Raw genomic sequence first — 16,646 nt, forward strand, 5'->3', positions numbered from 1 at the left:
ATCGACTGGTTACACCGCAACACTATCTGTGACTTTCGGTAACGGCTGGGGGTTTTCGGAATTCTCGGCAGATCGTTTCTGGAACGGCAGCCACCAGTTCCACGAATCGGCGACCGACATCAGAACGGGCACGAGGATCAGCCGCATGACGGTGATGTCGATGGCGATGGCGATGGCCAGGCCGAAGCCGATCTGTTTGAGCTCCAGCACATCCGCCACGGTGAGCGAGCCGAAGACGGCGATCATGATCAGGCCGGCGGCGGTGATCTGGGGTGCGGTGGCCGCCATCGCGCGCCGGACGGCTTCCCGGTTGTCACCGCAGCTCAGATACTCCTCGCGGACCCGCTGCACCATGAAGACCTCGTAATCCATGGACAACCCGAACAGCACCGCGAACATGGCCACGGGCAGGAACGCCTGGATCGTGCCGACGCTGTCGAATCCGAGCAGGGTTTCTCCGTACCCGTACTGGAACACCGCGACCGTGGCACCGAGCGAGGCCGCCGTAGCCAGGGCGTTCAGGATGATCGCCTTGATCGGGATCACCACGCTGCGCAGCGTCACGACCAGATAGATCAGGGAGACGGCGAGCACCAGCAGGACGACGGCGGGAAACATCCGGCCCGTTTCGGCGGCGATGTCGTGGTACAGGGCAGCCATCCCACCGACACCCACCGTGACGCCGAGCCGCGACAGCCGGCCGCCGTCCGTGCGCAGGGTCTCGACGAGTTCGATCGTCTCCGGTGCATCCACCGCATGCGCGGACTGCACCACACCGAGCAGGCAGTTCGGCGATGCCACGTTGTCGACGAGCACCCCGTTGACGGCAGCGCCCACCGGAGTACCCGCCAGGCCCCCGAGCCCGGCGTCGGCCGCCGAGCCGATGGGAGCATCGAATACCGATGCGGCAGAAGACACCCCGGCGGTGTGCCGCACATCCGCGAAGTGGGTGCGAATCGCGGCCACCTGATCGGCGTGCAGCGGACGGCCGCCATCGGCACAGGCCGTGACGTAGATCGGAGCCACCGCGGAGCCGCCGAAGGCCTGCGCTGCCGCGGCATAGCCCGCGCCGGCGGGGGTATCGGCCAGGGTCGGGATGCCGAGGTCGAGCCCGAGCCGCATGCCCGCGGCCGGGATCGCCGATACGACGAGCAGGATCGCCGCCGGGATGCCGAGCAGCACCGGCCGTCGCTGGACGAAAGCCACCCACCGGTACCACCGGCCGTCGCGTTCACCACCATCGCGCGGGGTGGCGATCCGCAGCCGCGACGCCGACAGCGCCAGCAGAGCAGGCAATCCCGTGATCGCGGCGAGCAGCGAGCACAGCACCACCAGCGCCGCGGCGACGGCGATATCGCGGAACACCGGGCCGTCGATGATCAGGATCGAACACAACGACACCATGACGATGACGCCGGAGACGATCACCGTATGCCCCGAGGTCTTCATGCAGACGCTCAACGCGGCGATCACCTGCTCCCGGCTCGGTTTGCCGTCCCCCGGCCCGGGAAGGTGTTCGCGGAAACGGCTGATCATGAACAGCGCGTAGTCCACCCCCACCGCCAGGCCGATGATGGTGGCCACGACGAGCGCGAATTGGGAGGTTTCAGCTATCCCCGAGATTCCCGCGATACCGATACTGCTCGCGGCCACCCCGAGCGCCGCCGAGGCGATCGCCACCACAGTGCCGAGGACCGATTTCAGCCCCCACAGCAGAAGTATCAGGGCCAGCGTCATTCCGACGATCTCGGCGCGGACTTGGTCACGCCGTTCCACATCGGCGAGTGCCTTGTTCAGCGGAGTCTCGCCGGTCAGCTCGGCGGAGGTCCCCTCGCTCATCTCGATGTGTTGCAGCGCGGCTTCGATCCGGTCGGTGGTGTCATCGCGCGCGGCCACCGTGCCGTGCAACGGGATCAGGATCATCGCGGTCCGCCGGTCGTCGGCGATGAGCTCCTGGCCGGCCTGTGGTGTTGTGGGATCGACGATTTCGCCGAGGCCGTCGATGTCCTGTAAGGCGGTGGTGATCGCGCGCACCGCCGTGACCGTTGAACCTGCGTCGGCAGCGGTGACGACGATCGCGGCCTGTTCGGCGCCGAGGCGCGGGAATCGTTCGCCGAGCACCTCCGCGGTGCGGGAGGATTCCGAACCGGTGATCGAATAGTCGGGTAACCGGAGATGTTCGTCCATGCGATCGAACTGGATCCCGCCCACCACGGCGATCAACAACCACACGGCCGCCAGCGGCCATCGGAATCGATAGCACATCCGTGCCCATGCGGCCGCTGTGCCGCGCTGGTGAGCGCCTGGATCGACCGTGGCGGCGGCCTGATCGTCGAGACCGGTTCTCATCGTTGTATCGCCTTCGTCTGTCTGGTGCGGGGATGCGTCGTGGTGCGGGCCCGAGCAGCGGAGGTCATGTCTGCCCGGCCCGCACCACGGCGGGATCTGGCGATCGTCAGTACACGAAGAAGTTGTGTCGCTTCATCTCACCGATGCTGGTGCCGAAGGCGTCAACGACGGTGTCGAGATCGCTGTAGGTGTGCGCGTTGTTGAGCAGGATCGTGTGCAACTCCGGTAGGTACACGTTGTTCAACCGCATGTAGTACGCCAGCGCCAGCGTGGCCTTCACATGGCTGCCCGCCGTCTGGTCGCGCGGTAGCGCGGGCTTGGAATAGTCGAAGCCGATGCTGAACAGGGTGTGCTTTCCGCTCACCCGGGCAGGAACGCCTTCGCGCTCGGCGACCTCCTGGAGTCCGTTGCGCAGGTAGTCGGTGCGGGCGTCGAGCTCGGTGTAGATGGCCGGGTTGTCCCGCAGGTGCCGCAGCACCGCGGCACCGGCCGCCGAGGAGACCGAGTTGCCGCTGGTGGTGCCGCCGCAGAAGGCGCGCGTCGCCCAGTCCTCGAACGGATCATTCGTGGTCCGGGCCGACCATATCGCCCGCGGATGCCCGACGACGGCGCCGCCGGGCAAACCACCGCCGACGATCTTGCCGAGGCAGGTGAGGTCCGGTTCGACGCCGGTCAGCGTCTGCACGCCGCCATAGGTCACCCGGAATCCGCTGACCACTTCATCGAAGATCAACATGACGCCGCACTCGTCGCACACCTGTCGCAGAGCCTGGAGGAATTCGATGTCGTAGTCGACGGCCATCGACGGCATCGGTTCGATCAGCACGGCGGCAAGGGAATCGGCGTTGCGGCGGATCCGCTCGATCGAGATCGGCGAGCCGTACTGCAAGACCAGGGTGTTCTCCACGACCTGACGTTGCGCGCCTGCCGAATTGCTGATCGGCTGTGGTTCGGTCGCGGTGCCGCTGTAGCGGAACCACGACGACACCATGCCCTGGTCGGACCAGCCGTGGTAGTGGCCCTCGAACTTGGCGATCCGGTCCTTGCGGGTGGCGGCGCGGGCGATCCGGGACGCGGTCAGCACCGATTCGGTACCGGAGTTGGTGAACACCACCCCCTTGTCGCCGCCGAACGCCGCGCTGATCAATTGGGCGAGATCCACTTCGGCGGTGTTGCCGATCGCGTTGACGGCGCCCTTCTCCATCGCGGCGGTGACGGCCTCGACGACCACCTTCGGCCGGTATCCGAGGATGTGCGGGCCGAAGCCGCTGGCCAGGTCGATGTAGGTGTTGCCGTCGATGTCGGTGATCGTGGCGCCCTCGGCGGATTCCACGATCAGCGGGTACTCGCTGGGCAGTACGTAGCGGTCCATATGCGTCTGCGCGATCAACGCGCGGTCGGCATCGTTCTTGATCGCCATCGACTTGGGCATATGCCCCGCGATCCGGGTATCGAACAGCTCCTTGAGGTCCTCGCTCATGAACGGGGAGAAGCGGTCGGTGAACCGGCGGGCATTGGACCAGATGTCGATCTCCGGATCGACGGCGCTGACCAATCCTTCTCCGGTGAGGAACGCCAGCCCGAGCAGAGTGAAATCAGTGGTCAGACGCCAGCCCGCGGCACGAAGTACCTTGGTGGCGTCGTCGAAGAAGCCCATCGTCGACCAGGCTTCGGCCTTCTCCTCGAAGTGGTACCTCAGCACCCCGATCAGGTCCTGCCGCTTGCGGGCGGGGAAGGTGGAGCCGGATTCCGGTGCCACCGTGAACGCTTCGATGAACCGGTCGACGGCGCGATCCCATTGCTTCTGGATGCAGCCGTAGTAGAAGGAGGCCAGCGCCCACTTACCATCCTCGGACAGCGTTCCGACCAACCCGTAGTCGAGCATGATGATCTCGCCGTCGTGGGTGAGCATCATGTTGCCCGGATGCGGGTCGACGTGGAACAGGCCGTGGAAGAAGGCCATGGTGTAGAAGGTGTCCTGCATCCGGCGGGCGAGCTCACCCTTGGGGAATTCGCAGGTGGCGAACTCGGTGCCGGGTACGGCGTCGATGAACTCCATCACCAGAACGTCTTCCGAGCACAGCTGCGGGTACACCCGGGGCACCCGGACGAACGGATGCGCGGCGAAGTTCTGCCCCACCTGCTCCTGTCGCTGCGCTTCCAGGCGCATATCGCACTGATCGACCAGGAACGGGCGCAGTTCGGCGAAGTGACTCAGCGCATCGTAGGAGCGTGCGGCCGGAACCAGCTTCTGCAATGTCGTGAGCATCGCCGAGGTCGCCGCGGTGCTCGCGGCAAGACGCTCCCGCACACCGGTTTTCACGATCTTGAGGGCGACCTTCTCGCCGGTGTCGAGTCGGCCCTGATGAACCTGCGCCACTGTGCCGGCCGCGAGGGCGACCGGCTCGAACGACGTCAGGCGGGTCAGCAGATCGGGGTGCGCCTTGTCGTGCAGCACCTGTTCCGATTCCCAGGCCGGCATCGCGGGCATATCGGCGAACAGGTCCCGGAACTCGGCGATGGCGTCGGCGTCGAAGAGCCCGGTCTGGGTCCCCAGGATCTGGCCCGCCTTGGTGTACATGGGCCCCATGCGAAGCAGGAAATCCCGCAGATTAACCGCGACCTGCTGCTTCGACCCGGTACGGCGGAAGTCCCGGTAACCACGGGTCCCGTAGTACGGCAACCATCGGGCGAGGCGCCCCACTTCGCGTACCGCACCGCGCTTCACGGACAACTCAACCACGAATTTCCTCCCGAAAGCATCACGCACGCAGCGCATTCGAATCGTCGTCGGCCCGAAGCACCCGCAGCGAATTATTGGTACTGCCGTACCAGAGCTGCATAGGAGCCGAGACAATTCCCAGGCTCGGGATCGCGATGTAATCGGACCCACTGCGATAGCGGATGCGCATTATTATCCGGCGCCGACCGGCGCCCTGGACCCCTTGGTAATAGCTCGAGTTACCTTGCTGTTCAACGTATTACGGAACACCCGAACGATGGCCGCACGGATGCTCGAACTGGTCGTCCGTCCGAGTCGATATGCGCTGCATCACTGCCGATCGGTACGCGAAGAGCGGCGCCCATGGGCGAGAGCGGTTGACATTCGGCCGACCTATGGGTGCCCCTGTCTACGAGAGTGACGTTTTACTCGGACGTCGATGAAACGCCCTCGAGCCATTGCGCGCATCGGCCGCGAGCCGTCGGGCCGGCTGCCGCGAACGCAACGGATACGCGTTCGCGCGGGATGGCCACCGAATCGGATGCTGGTGGATGGTGTGTGAGTTGGTCGCCGCTCAGTACCGGCTGAATGCTGCCGTCGACGGCCGATGTCGTTCGGAGTGGTGGCATTCGCGCCGACACGCCGCCGATAACCCCAGCCCGCCGAGCGAAGGTCTCTGCCCCGAAAGGCTGTTCACGACCATTCGGCTATTGCCCCCATGTGCTCGTGTTTTCATGAACCCCTGACGCCACTACGGTAGGTGATACTCACGGTGACACGCAAGTGCTCCGCTCGCAGCATGCGGCGACATCGATGGCCCGTCCACACCCAGCCGACCCCCGAAGGAGCGCGGCACCTGCCCGGCCACCGTCCGCGCGGTGGCGAAAATCGATTGCCAAGACAGCAGCCCGTGACGCACGGTTGACACTCGTGACGACTCCCGATACCGATCCCGCCGCTCGCCCTTCCGCACCGACTCCGGTGACGATCCGCCCCTACCGTCCCGAAGACGAGGACACCGTGGTGAGTCTCTGGAGCCGAGCCAGCCGAATCGCTCACCCCTTCATCGAGGGCGAAGGAACCGGCGAGCGCGAGCGCAAGCTTCGGGAGATCTATCTCGTCCACGCCGATAACTGGGTCGCCGAAGTCCCGCCCCACGGCGTCGTCGGACTGCTCGGCATGCTCGGCTCCGAGATCGGCGGCCTCTTCGTCGACCCAGAGGTCCAGAAACTGGGCATCGGAAGGCGCCTGGTCGAGCACGCGCTACACCTGCACGGCAAGGTCACCCTCGACGTCTTCGAGCTCAATTCCTCCGCCCGCGCCTTCTACGCCCATCTCGGCTTCCGCGAGATCGGCCGGCATCCCGAAGAGGACACCGGTTTCACCGCCATCACCCTCGAGCTCGGCGCCTGAGGCTCAGCGCATCGGTGACCGCCGCCGGTGACGCTTCAGAAGGCGGTCCGGCCAGGTGGTCACGATCCCGCCAGGCGTGAAAAGAGGACTTCGGCGCTGCCGCGATTGATCGCGCCGAGCTGTCCGGGACCGAAGCCGGCATAGCTGTCGAGCATCGCGTCGAGCATTCCGCCGGATTCCTCTGGGGCGAAGGGGAAATCGCTGCCATACAGGATGTGTCCTGGAGCCGCGAAGGCCAGCAGTGACGGCAGGGCCGTCGGCGTGGTGGACAACGCGGTGTCGAAGTAGAAACGCTGCAGATCGGCGAGGATACCCGCGGGCGTGGTTCCGGCGTTGAACTGCGCGCCACCGGTGAAGCGCCATGCGGCGAACGGCAGGAAGCCGCCCGCGTGGGACAGGATCACCTTGATCCGGGTATGCCGGCTCATCACGCCGTTGAGCGTCATATGCACCGCGGTGCGGGTGGTGTCGAACGGGAAGTCGAGCAGCGGTCCGGGCATACCGTCCAGCAAGGGAATCGGGGGCGTGGTCGGATGGATGAAAACCACAGCGGCACGCGCGTCGAGTTCGGCCCAGAGTGGCTCGAACTGCTTGTCGCCGAGGTAGCGGCCATGGGCATTCGACATCAGCACCACCCCGTCGGCATGCAACTCGTCGAGCGCGTATGCGGCCTCGGCGATCGCGCCGTCGACATCGGGGAGCGGAAGGCTCGCGAAATGGCCGAAGCGGTCGGGCCGGTCCTTCGTCAGCTCCGCTGCGAACTCGTTGACGCTGCGGGCGACGCCACGGGCTTCGGCGTCATCGCCGAAGTGAGTGCCGGGAGAACTGACCGACAGCATCCCTGTCGCGATGGACCGGCGGTCCATCATCGCGATCGCGCGGTCCGCGTTCCAGGCCGGTGTGGGCCAGCCGCCGGCGGACGCCCCGCGCCGGTCCATCACCTCCCGGTACGACGGCGGGATGAGGTGCTGGTGGACATCGATCCGAGCGGGGACTGTCATCCTTGAGCCTACTAACATTTAGGTTGCTAAATATTGTGCTGTTAGGCTAATCCGCATGGCACAAGGACGCAATACCCCGCCGACGCCAACCGTCGGCGAAGTGGATGCGGAGCAGATCGCGCAGACGGTCGACGCTCTGTTCGTCGCGATACGCCGCGCACGGTCGGCGGGTGCCCAACAGTTCGGTGGCCTCTCCTTACCGCAGGTGGCGCTGCTCGAGCCGCTGATGGACGAGGCCGATCTCCCGGTCGGGCAACTCGCGACCAGCGCGGATGTCAGCGTTCCCACCGCGACCCGAATGCTGCAACAACTGGAGGCCAAGGGGATCGTGGTACGCCGCCGGTCCGCCGAGGACGAGCGGCGCGTCCTGATCTCGCTGACCGACGCGGGGGCCGAGCGCGTGGCATCACTGCGAAAACGGCTGCGGGAGCGTCAGGCCCGCGCCTACGAGACATTCACATCGGACGAGCGGGTCCAGCTCGTCGACCTGCTACGCAGGCTCACCAGACTCGTGACCGAACCGATCGATGCGGAGTAGATCGGCACAGCCGTCCGACCCCCCAGCTTTCGGCGACACTGCCGGGTGCGCTCAGCGCGGTTGGAATTAGCGGCGCAGAGCATCGACAGTGGTCTCTGGAGAGGTGTCGAAACACAACCGGATGTCGGGCGAGCTCTCGATGAGCGCGTTCCCAGGCGCTCGAACAGCAGAGTGTGTTCAGGCGACATGCGCACCCTCGCACCGATCATCGCGACCCGGAATAACCCCTGCGACAAGCACTCTCGCAGTGTCGTCATAGCCACGTCGGGGTCGGCGGGCAGCTGGCAGGAGACGAGCCGACGCCGAGGCCGCCGATGCGGTCGACTGCGTGGGTTGCCTGCGCACTGTGCACGCGACATACCCGGACGATCCCGGTCTGGCCCGGCTGCTCACCGAACCGCGCACGGGCAGTTCGCGCTTCGATGAACTGTGGCGGGCCGCACGCGCCGGGCAACTGCGCAGCCGCACCGTCACGCTCGCGCACCCCGACCTCGGCGCCCTGGAACTCGACTGCGATGCCCTGCTAGCGCCTGAGGCCGACCAGACCGCTGTCGTCTACTCCACCTTCCCTGCCACGTCTGCCTCGGCACTTGGGCCTGCTTCGCACCACCGGAATCGAATGATTCGGTGTGCACTGATGCCGAGGTGATCGACATGGGTTTGATCGGCGCCAAGCGCAGGACACACCGATTCGATGCATGAACGATGCATTACTCGGATCGGGTGCGTAGATTCGAGGTATGAGCATCGAGTGTTCGGCTGTGGTCGCGGTCCCTCGATCCGACGTTTTCGCCTGGTTCGGGCGGCCGGGCGCGTTTGCCCGGCTGGCTCCGCCGTGGCAGCCGGTGACCCTGGTTCAGGAAGCGGGCTCGCTCGCCGACGGACGCGCGGTGCTCGCCCTGCCGGGCGGGCTTCGATGGGTGGCCGAGCACGAACCCGAGGCCTACGATCCGCCGTGTCGGTTCGCCGACCGGCTCTCGCGCGCCGGACTGGCCTCGGTTCCCCTGGCCACGGCGTTGACCTGGCGGCATGTCCATGAATTCGAGGAAGTCGATGCCACCCACACCCGCGTGATCGACCGCGTCGACACCCGGCTGCCCGCCGCTGCGCTGCGGCCCATGTTCGCCTACAGATACCGCCAGCTGACCCATGATCTGGCCGCGCACGAACGGGCGGAGGCCAACGGGCTCGGTCCGTCGACGATCGCGGTGACCGGTTCCTCGGGGCTGATCGGTTCCGCGCTGACGGCTTTTCTCAGCTCGGGCGGGCACACGGTCGTCCGGCTGGTGCGCCGCGAACCGCGCCACCCTGGTGAACGCCGGTGGGACCCGGATCGCCCGGACAAGGACCTGCTCACCGGAGTGGACGCCGTCATCCATCTGGCGGGTGCATCGATTGCGGGGCGATTCACTGAGGAGCACAAACGCTCGATCCGGGACAGCCGAATCGGGCCCACCCGCGCGCTGGCCGAACTCAGCGCCGACAGCGGCGTGCCCGCGTTCATCTGCGCCTCCGCGATCGGCTACTACGGCAATGACCGCGGCGACGAGGACCTGACCGAAAACAGCTCGCGCGGCGACGGTTTCCTGGCCGACGTCGTCACCGACTGGGAAGCGGCCGCCGCCGCGGCTGCCACCGCGACAACGCGCGTCGTGCACGTGCGCACCGGCATCGTGCTGTCCCCGCGCGGCGGCACCCTCCGGTTGCTGCGGCCGCTATTCGCCACCGGCCTCGGCGGGCGGATCGGCGATGGGCGCCAATGGATGTCGTGGATCGGCATCGACGATCTCCTCGACATCTATCACCGCGCGCTCTGGGATGGTGAACTGCGCGGACCCGTGAACGCGGTCGCCCCGCATCCGGTGCGCAATGCGGAGTTCACTCGCACACTGGGCCGGGTAACGCGCAGGCCCACGCCGATACCGGCCCCCGAGTTCGGGCCTGCCCTATTGCTCGGCCGCGAGGGCGCACACGAACTGGCCACGGCGAGCCAGCGTGTCGCGCCGCAGCGCTTGCTGCACGCCGAGCATCCCTTCCGGACACCCGATCTCGAATCGGCGTTGCGCCACGTCCTCGGGCGTAGCCGCTGACGATCCCGCTCGCAGGCAGTAGCGACTAGGTGCGCACCGGCAAACCACGGCAGCACCCGTCGGAACGCCGCATCCCGGTGCCCCGCCGATCATCAGCTGATGCGAACCGTCGGCTGCCCAGCATCGATCAGCCCAACGTGTAAGCGATCGCCCGCCCCATCGATCATCAGCTGATGCGTACCGCTCGGCGGCCCAGCGTCGATCAGCCCAGCGCCGAAGCGATCGCCCGCCCCGCCGCTCGCCCGGAGAAGATGCAGCCGCCCAGGAATGTGCCTTCGAGCGCGTTGTAGCCGTGCACCCCGCCGCCGCCGAACCCGGCGACCTCACCGGCGGCGTAGAGGCCGGGTAGCGGGTTGCCGTCGGGCCGCATGACCCGCGATTTCAGGTCGGTCTGCAAGCCGCCGAGGGTCTTGCGGGTGAGGATGTTCAGGCGGACCGCGATGAGCGGACCCGCCGCCGGGTCGAGGATGCGATGCGGTTTGGCGACCCGGCCCGCCTTGTCACCGAAGTACTGGCGGGCGTTGGTGATCGCCATCATCTGAGCGTCTTTGGAGTATTTGTTGGCGACTTCGCGGTCGCGGGCCACGATCTGGCGTTCGAGATCGTCGTGGTCGAGTTGCGGGCCACGCGCGATCTTGTTCATGCCATCGACGAGTTCGCGGAGGGTATCCGCGACGACGAAATCGACCCCATGCTGCTTGAAGGCCTCCACCGGGCCGGGCGCGCCCTTCGCGACCCGGCTCTTGAGCGTGAGCTTCATGTCCTTGCCGGTGATATCGGGATTCTGCTCCGAACCGGAGAGCGCGAACTCCTTTTCGATGATCGACTGGGTGAGCACGAACCAGGAGTAGTCGTGTCCGGTGGCCAGGATCGCCTTCATGGTGGTGTTGGTGTCGAAACCGGGGAAACACGGTGCGGGCAGGCGTTTTCCATTGGCATCGAACCACAGCGAGGACGGGCCGGGGATGATCCGGATGGCGTGATCGGGCCAGATGGGATCCCAGTTGATGATGCCCTCGGTGTAATGCCACATCCGGTCGCGGTTGACGATGGCGCCGCCCGCGGCCTCGCTGATGCCGAGCATGCGGCCGTCCACATGCGCGGGCACTCCGGAGATCATCGTCTTCGGGCACGGTCCGAGCCGGTCGGCGGGCCAGTTCTTGCGGATCAGATCATGGTTGTGGCCGATACCGCCGGAGGTCACGACCACCGCCTTCGCACGGAAATCGAAGTCGCCCACAGCGGTTCGCGAGGAAGCCTTGCCGCGCTCGAGGTCGGTCGGTTCGAGCACGCTGCCGCGTACGCCGGTGACCGTGTCTGCCTCGACCACGAGTTCATCCACCCGATGCCGGAACGCGAACCGCACCAAACCCTTTCGCTCGCCCTCGAGCACAGGTTCGGCGAACACGCGCACGACCTCGGGCCCGGTGCCCCAGGTGAGGTGGAATCGGGGCACGGAGTTGCCGTGCCCGTCGGCGGACGCCCCGCCCCGTTCGGCCCAGCCGACCAGCGGCGTGACCCGCAGCCCGAGCGCGTGCAGATAGTCCCGCTTCTCGGTGGCGGCGAATCGCACGTATTCGCGGGCCCACTGCCGCGCCCAGTGGTCTTCGTCCTCGCGGTCGAAGCCGGCCGACCCCATCCAGTCCTGCAGCGCCAGTTCGTAGGAATCCTTGATGCCGAGGCGACGCTGTTCGGGACTGCCGACGAAGAACAGCCCGCCCAGCGACCAGAAGGCCTGCCCGCCCAGGTTGTTGCGGTTCTCCTGATCCAGCACCAGCACCCGTCGGCCGGCCTTGACCAGCTCATAGGTCGCGACCAGCCCGGCCAGCCCCGCACCGACCACGATCACTTCGGCGTCGAACGCGGAATCAGGACTGTTGTGTGTCATGTTGTTCCTTCGAATAGTCGCATCGACAGCCGGCGGCCACCCGGACCGTCCCATCGCCTGCGTTCCAACCTAAGCATCGGCGAGTGCCCGAGTCGGCACATTCGCCGAGTCGATATGACCGGAGCGAACCGACCTCGCCCCCGCCGACGCAACGCGGCGCCCGACCCGGCCCTCACCGACTCGGACCGATCGGCATCACAGCATCCGACCGATTCACAGGCGATACACTATCGAATCAGATGCAATAATGCATTCGGTCGCCCATACCGCCGGAAGATAAGGACACGACGTGGCACCCTCCGACGACGTCGCCGCAGCCGCGACGACCGGGAAGCCCTCGACCGGCCGCCGAGTGACCAAGCGGCGCGCCGAAACTCGCCAGCGCCTGCTCGGCGCGGCCTACGAGGTCTTCGCCGAACAGGGTTTCGGCCGCACCAAACCCGACCACATCTGCGAACGCGCCGGCTACACCCGCGGCGCGTTCTATTCGCAGTTCACCAGCATGGACGAGCTGTTCCTGGCGATGTGGGAGCAGCAGTCGGCGCAGCTGCTCGCCAACGTGACGGCGGTGCTGCGGGAGGACCCGGTCACCGATGTCCGCAACGTGCGTGAGGTCGTCGAGCACGTGCTGCACGCGGTGCCAATGGACGACAAGTGGCAGCGCATCAGCCTCGAGGTGACCGCACACGCCCTGCGCAACCCCGGACTGCGCGACCTGATGGTCGCCAGGGAGGAGTCGATCAGCTCCGCACTGCTGCCGGTGGTGCAGACACTGCTGAACCGGATCGGCCGCACCGTCACCGACCCGAAGGCATTGGGACGCGCGCTGGTCGCGGTGCACGACGGCACCGCGGTGCAATGCCTGATGGAGCCCGGCAGCGACGAGGCGCGGGAACTGCGGGTGGATCTGATGCTGCGGGTGGTCATGTCCTACACCCGCGAACAGTAGGGCCGCACCGGCAGGCTCACTTCCCCGGATTGACCGGCGAACGTCGCAGGTATTCGACGTAGCGCTCCCGCATATGCGCCGCGGCGGCTTCGGGGGCGGGATCGCAATAATCGCCGGGGATGATCCACTGGCGGCTGTCGATGTGACGGCGCGCGGCGCGAAGACGCTGGCTCCAATGCCTGCCGCCCTGTTCACGCAGGGCCTGGCCGAGGGCCGAGACCAAGCCGGGTTCGATGCGGCGCAATTGCAGCGGGTCGAAGATGGCCAGCAGCGGTTCACCGCTGTAGGGCGGATCGGCGCAGATGCCGACGTGCCCGGCATGGGTCAGCAGCATGACCGATGCGGGGCCGTCGGCGGTCGCGAACTCGATGACGCGATCCCAGCCCTGTTCGCGATGCCAGGCCGCCATGCGCTCGGCCACGACGTTCGGCTCGGCGGTACCGAAGGAACGCACCAGCGAGGGCACCAGGCTCCAATAGGCTTCCTCGGCCTCGAGGATCGCCGAGCGCAGGGGCCCGAGTGCGTTCACCGCGAATTCCGCTGGGAAGACGACCGAGAACGGCAGGCCCACCGTGTCGGAGAAGCGCAGTGCGAGCGTTCCGTGCACGGTGACGATCTCGACCCGGTCGACGACGATATGCGGCCGCGAGCGCGCCGACCGTGCACGTACGCGCTGTCCGGATTTCCGGTTCTGGCTGATCGCAGGCTCCTTCGGTTGATCCTCGGGGTACACGGCGATGGCTTCGGGGCGGATCGGAGCCGACCCACCCCGAAGCCGGGACCTCACGGGTGCGGGGTCAGGGCAGCGCGGCGCAATTCGACGGCGCGGGCCTGCCCGCGAGCCGGTCGGTGATCCACTGCTGGGAGGCATCCAGCGCCGGGAAGAACGCCAGCACATGCGTGCCGGCCAAGCCGGTCATCGGCGGAATCGAGGAGTTCGCCTCCAATTGCACCGTCGCGCCGCCGCCGCACCAGTCGGCCGCGGTGGCATGGATCGGCGGGAACGGCGCGCCCTCATCGTTCTTCGCCGAGGCGATGAGCACCGGGGCCGAGGGGGTGAGCGAGCCGACGCGCTGTTCGGCGAAGACCGCCCGCAGCGCCGGATTCCGGTCGATCACCGCGGTCAGCGGCTGGCCGCTGCTGGTCCACTGCGCGGTGTGTGGATGGTTCTGTGCCATGCCGACGGGCATAGCGCACTTGCTTTCCGAATCCCGCAGGATCGCCTTGCCGGTGTCGTTGAGTTCGGCGTCGAGCACCGGCCGCACCTGCGGATAGGCGGCGGCCATGCCGTTGAGGATCCAGGCGTGGGTGGGCGCGGCGGCGGCGCGACCATCGTTGTAGCCGACGAAGTACTGGTCGTCGACGACCGGTCCGCCGACGTAGGCGCCGCGCACATTGAGATCGGGGGCGTAGCTCGGATGCAGTTCGGCCGCACCGGCGGAGGCCATACCGCCCTGGGAGTAGCCGTAGAGGATCACCGGGGAATCCGGGGCCAGGCCAGTGCCCGGCAGCCGCAGCGCCGCGCGAGCGGAATCGAGCACGGCGTGGGCCTGCTCTTTACGGTTGAGGAATCCGTGCACGGCCGGCGTGCCGAGACCCTGATAGTCGGTCATCACCACCGCCATGCCGCGCGACAGCAGCGAATACAGCGCCACCACGTCATATTCGAAGATCAGGTTGACCGGCGGCTCGAAATGGATGAACTGGGCGAGCAGTTTCGAGGGCGCGCACTGATCACCCTGGCCCTTCGTTCCGCCCGCGTAGGCGACCAACGGCCGCGGTCCCGGGCCGGTCCATGGCATCGCGGGCATCAGAAAGGTACCCACCGCCGCGGCCGGAGCGCCGTGGGTGTCGCTGCTGGTGTACATCACCCGCGTCGCCGACGCCGGCATCGCGCCCATCGACAGCGCCAAGTGGGATGGCTCGGCGCGCACGATGGCGCCGGGGCCACCGGGTAATGGGGCCGGGGGTACATAGAATTCGGCGCCGGCGACCTCCGTGACCGGCTGGGTCCAGGCCTGCGGGGCACTGATCGCACCGGCCCCGACAGCGAGGGCACACGCCACCGCCGCGGTGAAGCTACGTGCTCGGCTCCTCACGATTCGATCCTTCCGACGATTGGGAAAAGCCCAGGACATCGAGAAAGCGAATACAGCATCGAGATGGATACAGCATCGAGGATCGGGTACCGAGGATAGACCCGTGGCCTGCCGGCCGGTACCACCGCCGGGCGAAAATGCTCGCGGGCGCGGCCCGAGGTCGCCGGAGCTCGGGACCGGTCCGTCCACGTGTGGCCGAGCCGACTACCCGACGGTGGGCCGTGGCGAGGCGGCTCAGGCCGGCTGGCGAGCCTCGACTCCGGGATTCCCCGGCCCGTTCACGCGGGCGATCAGGGCCGAGCGCAGATACCAGAGGCCTTCGGTGGGCGACAGATCCAGGCCGGTGAGCTGCCCGATCCGGCGCAGCCGATAGTCGACGGTATTGGGATGCACGTGCAGGATGCGCGCGGTGCGCTGCCGGTTGAGGTCCATGGCGAAGAACACCCGCAGGGTCTCCATCAGTTCGGGGTGATCGTCCAGCGGCGCCAGCCGGGCGTGCAGGATGTCGCGGCCGATGCCGGGACGGGTGAGCTGATAGTGCAGCGCCAGCTCGGCGAATCGGTACAGGCCGGGGGCGCGCCCGAGCTGATGCACGGTGTCGAGGAGATCATGGGCGCGGTCGGCGGCCGAGGCGACGTCAGCGGCGGCGGCGGTGAGCACAGTGGCGCGGATCGGCACCAGCGCGGCCGCGGAGAGCTTGCGCACCATCTCGTCGAGGTCGGATTCGGCGCAGGCGCTCGCAGGCACCAGGATGGTGCCGCCGTCCACCGACAGCAACGACAGCGCGGTATCGCCGAACTGATCGGCCAGCGCGGCCTGCACCCGGCGCAGCTTGCGCCGCGCGACGACGTGCGGGTCCAGCCGCGGATGGCTCTCGTCCGGATGGGCGGGCAGCGATACCGCGAGCACGTAGTACTCGGCCGCGATCTGGATACCGCACTCGCGCGCCATCTTCGAGGTGGCATGGCCGCCGAGCAGGGCCGAGGTCAGCGTATGCACCGCGGTGTGGTGTTCGGCGACACCGGCGCGATGTTCGCGCACGTAGGCCTTGCTCACCGTCGAGGTGATGAGGTTCAGCAATTCCAGTGCGGCGGTGGTGCCCTCGACGATGTCGCCGCTTCCGTTCGGCTCGGTGCGCGCGAACAACAGGTCGAGGCCGGCTTTGAATCCGGCGTGCACGGCGTGCAATACGGTGTCGATGGGGACGCCGTCTTTGGCCCACTTGGTCGCGGCGGCATTGATGCGTTCGGTGGGCACGGGCTGGTCGTCGCCGTTCATCCGCTGGATGGACCACTCCACGCAGACCCGGACCAGGGCCGCCACGTCTCCGGCCATCACCTCGGTCCCCATGGTGGTGAACGGCGGCACCGAGGCGGCCAGATGGTCGACCAGCCGGCCCGTCAACCGGCGGACATCACGCACGGGCGGTGAGATGGACCGTCCAGGGGTCTGGCATCCGGGGCGAATCGCGTTCTCGATCGTCACGTGTGACCTCCTCGTCACCTGTACTACGCAACGAACATTAATGCGAGCTCGCGCTCACCTTCCACTCCGCTTTGCTCGAGTTGTCCACCACCCCAACGAACCAGGTCTACCA

Annotated in this window: 12 protein-coding genes; 5 read left to right on the plus strand and 7 right to left on the minus strand. The window is 67.2% G+C overall.

The genetic code is table 11. The features are described 5' to 3' along the window. Positions 1–9: 9 nt before the first annotated feature. A complete protein-coding gene (locus AC5W7N_RS20970; protein WP_195021440.1) occupies positions 10–2,349 on the minus strand; it encodes an MMPL family transporter in 2,340 nt (779 codons plus the stop codon). A gap of 106 nt (positions 2,350–2,455) precedes the next feature. Continuing rightward, on the minus strand, positions 2,456–5,092 hold the full coding sequence (locus AC5W7N_RS20975) for an aminotransferase class III-fold pyridoxal phosphate-dependent enzyme (protein ID WP_195021441.1): 2,637 nt from the start codon (positions 5,090–5,092) through the stop codon (positions 2,456–2,458). A gap of 909 nt (positions 5,093–6,001) precedes the next feature. On the opposite strand from AC5W7N_RS20975, the gene AC5W7N_RS20980 reads away from it, so the two are divergent. Then, positions 6,002–6,484 carry a GNAT family N-acetyltransferase gene (locus AC5W7N_RS20980; RefSeq protein WP_280498754.1) on the plus strand — a complete coding sequence of 161 codons (483 nt, stop codon included), beginning with the start codon at positions 6,002–6,004 and terminating at the stop codon, positions 6,482–6,484. A gap of 59 nt (positions 6,485–6,543) precedes the next feature. On the opposite strand, the gene AC5W7N_RS20985 is transcribed toward AC5W7N_RS20980, so the two are convergent. Further along, positions 6,544–7,485 carry an amidohydrolase family protein gene (locus AC5W7N_RS20985; protein ID WP_195021443.1) on the minus strand — a complete coding sequence of 314 codons (942 nt, stop codon included), beginning with the start codon at positions 7,483–7,485 and terminating at the stop codon, positions 6,544–6,546. A 55-nt stretch (positions 7,486–7,540) separates the two neighbouring features. Here AC5W7N_RS20985 and AC5W7N_RS20990 point away from each other — a divergent pair, with 55 nt between their 5' ends. The 3 genes from AC5W7N_RS20990 (at position 7,541) to AC5W7N_RS21000 (ending at position 10,113) form a co-directional block, all read left to right on the plus strand. Further along, a complete protein-coding gene (locus AC5W7N_RS20990; RefSeq protein ID WP_195021444.1) occupies positions 7,541–8,023 on the plus strand; it encodes a MarR family winged helix-turn-helix transcriptional regulator in 483 nt (160 codons plus the stop codon). 328 nt (positions 8,024–8,351) lie between these two features. Next, a complete protein-coding gene (locus tag AC5W7N_RS20995; RefSeq protein WP_195021558.1) occupies positions 8,352–8,672 on the plus strand; it encodes an MmyB family transcriptional regulator in 321 nt (106 codons plus the stop codon). Positions 8,673–8,763: 91 nt separating this feature from the next. After that, positions 8,764–10,113, plus strand: coding sequence for a TIGR01777 family oxidoreductase (locus AC5W7N_RS21000; RefSeq protein WP_195021445.1), 1,350 nt, complete (start codon positions 8,764–8,766; stop codon positions 10,111–10,113). A 202-nt stretch (positions 10,114–10,315) separates the two neighbouring features. Here the strand turns inward: AC5W7N_RS21000 and AC5W7N_RS21005 are convergent, their stop codons facing one another. Then, the gene (locus AC5W7N_RS21005; RefSeq protein WP_495922029.1) at positions 10,316–12,001 is read right to left on the minus strand and encodes an FAD-binding dehydrogenase; all 1,686 of its coding nucleotides are present in this window, start codon (positions 11,999–12,001) and stop codon (positions 10,316–10,318) included. A gap of 289 nt (positions 12,002–12,290) precedes the next feature. Here AC5W7N_RS21005 and AC5W7N_RS21010 point away from each other — a divergent pair, with 289 nt between their 5' ends. Next, the gene (locus AC5W7N_RS21010) at positions 12,291–12,950 is read left to right on the plus strand and encodes a TetR/AcrR family transcriptional regulator (protein WP_490725343.1); all 660 of its coding nucleotides are present in this window, start codon (positions 12,291–12,293) and stop codon (positions 12,948–12,950) included. 16 nt (positions 12,951–12,966) lie between these two features. On the opposite strand, the gene AC5W7N_RS21015 is transcribed toward AC5W7N_RS21010, so the two are convergent. The 3 genes from AC5W7N_RS21015 to AC5W7N_RS21025 all read right to left on the minus strand — a co-directional run bounded on the left by AC5W7N_RS21015 (position 12,967) and on the right by AC5W7N_RS21025 (position 16,534). Continuing rightward, positions 12,967–13,737, minus strand: a complete 771-nt coding sequence (locus AC5W7N_RS21015; protein WP_339384711.1) for a hypothetical protein — start codon at positions 13,735–13,737, stop codon at positions 12,967–12,969. Positions 13,738–13,747: 10 nt separating this feature from the next. Then, a complete protein-coding gene (locus AC5W7N_RS21020; RefSeq protein WP_490725342.1) occupies positions 13,748–15,049 on the minus strand; it encodes a lipase family protein in 1,302 nt (433 codons plus the stop codon). Between the two features lie 234 nt (positions 15,050–15,283). Beyond that, positions 15,284–16,534, minus strand: a complete 1,251-nt coding sequence (locus AC5W7N_RS21025) for a PucR family transcriptional regulator (protein ID WP_175585994.1) — start codon at positions 16,532–16,534, stop codon at positions 15,284–15,286. Positions 16,535–16,646 lie beyond the last annotated feature (112 nt).

The organism is Nocardia sp. CDC519, from assembly GCF_059509835.1.